The organism is Nocardiopsis sp. TNDT3 (assembly GCF_003427465.1).
Taxonomy (GTDB): Bacteria; Actinomycetota; Actinomycetes; order Streptosporangiales; family Streptosporangiaceae; genus Nocardiopsis; species Nocardiopsis dassonvillei.
On the sequence record NZ_QPFC01000145.1, the window covers coordinates 1 to 2,528 of the forward strand.

Consider the following 2,528-nt stretch of genomic DNA (forward strand, 5'->3'; position numbering starts at 1 on the left):
GGCCGGGCGCCCGGCCCTCCCGCCCGGGGGCGCGCGGACCGCTCAGGCCTCCAGGTCGTCGGCGACCACGCGCAGCACGGAGGCGATCCTGGACGCCTCGCGCCGTTCGGGGTGGCGTCCCCGGCGGTAGCCGTTGGACAGGCCCTCCAGGAGCTTGATGAGGTCCTCGGTGATCACCACCATCTCGTCCGGCTTCTTGCGCCGCGCCCGGGCGACCGAGTGCTGGTCCTCCAGGAGCCTGACCTGGAGCGCCTGGGCGCCCTTGCGGCCCTCGGCCACGCCGAACTCGACCTTCTGGCCGGGCCGCAGCGACGTGGTGCCCGGAGGGAGCGAGGAGGAGTGCACGAAGACCTCACCGCCGTCGTCGCGGGTGAGGAAACCGAAACCCTTGTCGCCGTCGTACCACTTGACCTTGCCGGTGGGCACCTGGGGACCTCACGCTTTCACTGGCGGGTGTGCCGGGAACGGGCCGCGGGCGGGCGCGGTGGAGTCCGCGCGGCCCGCGCGTCGCCGGGACACCCCTGGTTTTTCCACGGGTGCCTCCAAAGTAGTGCCCGGGGACTCACCGGCGCGAGGGCATAAACGGCCGCCGGTCCCCGCTCGCGTCCGGCCGGGCGGGGCCTTCCGGAGGAGCCACGGGCCCGGACACGGCGAGGAGGCCCGGATGCGGATCATCCGGGCCTCGCGGCGCCGACTGCGGCCCCGCACCGCTGGGTGCGGAGTGTGGGACGGGACTCGGCGGAGACGTGGGCCGCCTCGGCTGCTGTGGCGACCGGGCTGGAGGCCGGGGCGCCGGTACTGACGCGACCGCCTGAAGCGAAAGAGGCGGTGTACCGACATGACTACCCGAATCCGTGTGTTCGGACGCGCGGTAACGGGCCGACCGGAAAAGGTTATTCCCCAGCGTTTGCCAAGCAATGACCAGCGGGACCAGGCCGTTGAACTGGGAGGACACCGCACGTGCCCCGCCACGGCGCACGGCCGCGCGCACGCCCTCAGCGCGGTGCCGCGTCCCGCGCGTACGGCGCCGGGCGCGGGAGCCGGGCGTAGAGGTAGACCGCGCACACCAGGGAGGCCGCGCCGAGGCCGATGACCCCGGTGGCGGTCAGGGACTCCTGGACGTACTCGTCGACGAACTCGGCCTCGCCGCTCCACAGGGCCATGCCGAGCGCGCAGGAGAGCAGGGGCAGGCCCACGCCGATCCACTTGTCGCGGGCGGGCCACACCTGGCTGAGCAGGATCAGGGCCGCCCCCAGGACCCACAGGAAGGCCAGGTCCCACCACCAGGGCACGGCCAGCAGCAGCAGGAGCAGGGCCGCGGCCTCGGGCGGGTGGCGGCGCAGCACCGCCACCGGGCCGCCTCGGTCGGGCCGGTCACCCCGTCCGGGCCGGTCGCCGCGGTCCGCGCGGCGGCCCCGGACGCGCATCTCCGTCTGGCGGGGCCCCTCCAGCAGGGACCTGATCCCGCGGTCGGGGCCGCCCCGCCAGGGCGGCGGCGGCCGGTCGGCGTGGCGCGGCCTGGAGGGGATCAGCTCGTCGTCCTCGACGTCGAGGTCGCGGCCGTCGAGGTCGCGTTCCACCAGGTCCCGGGGCGTGCCCAGACCCCTGAGGATCCCCCGGACGGTGTCCACGTCGTGTCCCGCGGCGGCGCGGCGCGCGTCGATGCGCGAGCGCACTCCGGCGAGGTAGGCGGTGCGTTCCTGCGCGGTCATGCGACCGTGCAGCTCCAGGCCGACCTCGGACAGATAATCCAGTACCAGTTGTTCCGAGCGCTGGTTCATGCCCCCATATTGGCTCAGGATGACCTGGCTTTTAAGCCCTACTTCCCAGTTTCGGTCACCGATTTTCCTTCGGATACGGTCCACGACGGTGTGCCGGAGGCAGTCGCGGAAGCCACAGGGGACGGACGCGAACACCGGGGCCCCGATCGCTTAGCGTTGAACCGATGAGCGACAACGCACCGCCCGACGGGCGCGGACCGGGCACGGGGAACCGCACGGCCCCCGCGTCGGGCCGTCCCCCCACGTTCACCTCCTGGCTGCGCGGCCGGTCGGACGACGCACTCGTCGCCCTGCTGCGGGCCCGCCCGGACCTGGCCCGGCCCGTCCCCGCCGACATCGGCGCGCTCGCCTCACGGGCCACCACCCGCAACACCGTTCTGCGGGTCCTGGAGCGGCTGGACCGGTTCACGCTCCAGGTGCTGGAGTCGGTGGTCGCGCTCGGTGACGACCGGTTGTCCGAGCCGGTGGGGGTGTCCGCCGCCGAACTGGCCGACGCGCTCGGACCGGTGGTCGGCCGCGCGGCCGACCGGGCGGACGCAACGGCGGGCCCCCCGGGCGGCCCCCCGGGCGGCGCCGCGGTCGGCGGACCGGCCGCGGGGGCGTCCGACGCGCGGACCGGCGCACCGGCGCACGGCACGGTGGGCGGGCCGGTCGGCGAGGCCCTGGACACCCTGCTGCGCCTGGCCCTGGTCTGGCCCGACCGGGGGCGGCTGCGCCCCGTCCAGGTGCTGCGCGACCTGCTCCCCC

Annotated in this window: 2 protein-coding genes and 1 pseudogene; 1 reads left to right on the plus strand and 2 read right to left on the minus strand. The window is 74.9% G+C overall.

The annotated features are described in order from the left end of the window. Nucleotides 1–42: 42 nt before the first annotated feature. A complete protein-coding gene (locus tag DQW06_RS04100; protein WP_071622812.1) occupies nt 43–426 on the minus strand; it encodes a cold-shock protein in 384 nt (127 codons plus the stop codon). Nucleotides 427–995: 569 nt separating this feature from the next. After that, the gene (locus tag DQW06_RS04105; protein WP_041552895.1) at nt 996–1,781 is read right to left on the minus strand and encodes a hypothetical protein; all 786 of its coding nucleotides are present in this window, start codon (nt 1,779–1,781) and stop codon (nt 996–998) included. A gap of 164 nt (nt 1,782–1,945) precedes the next feature. Between DQW06_RS04105 and DQW06_RS29125 the strand changes: the two are divergent. Continuing rightward, a pseudogene (locus tag DQW06_RS29125) lies at nt 1,946–2,528 on the plus strand (helicase); the annotation flags it as partial.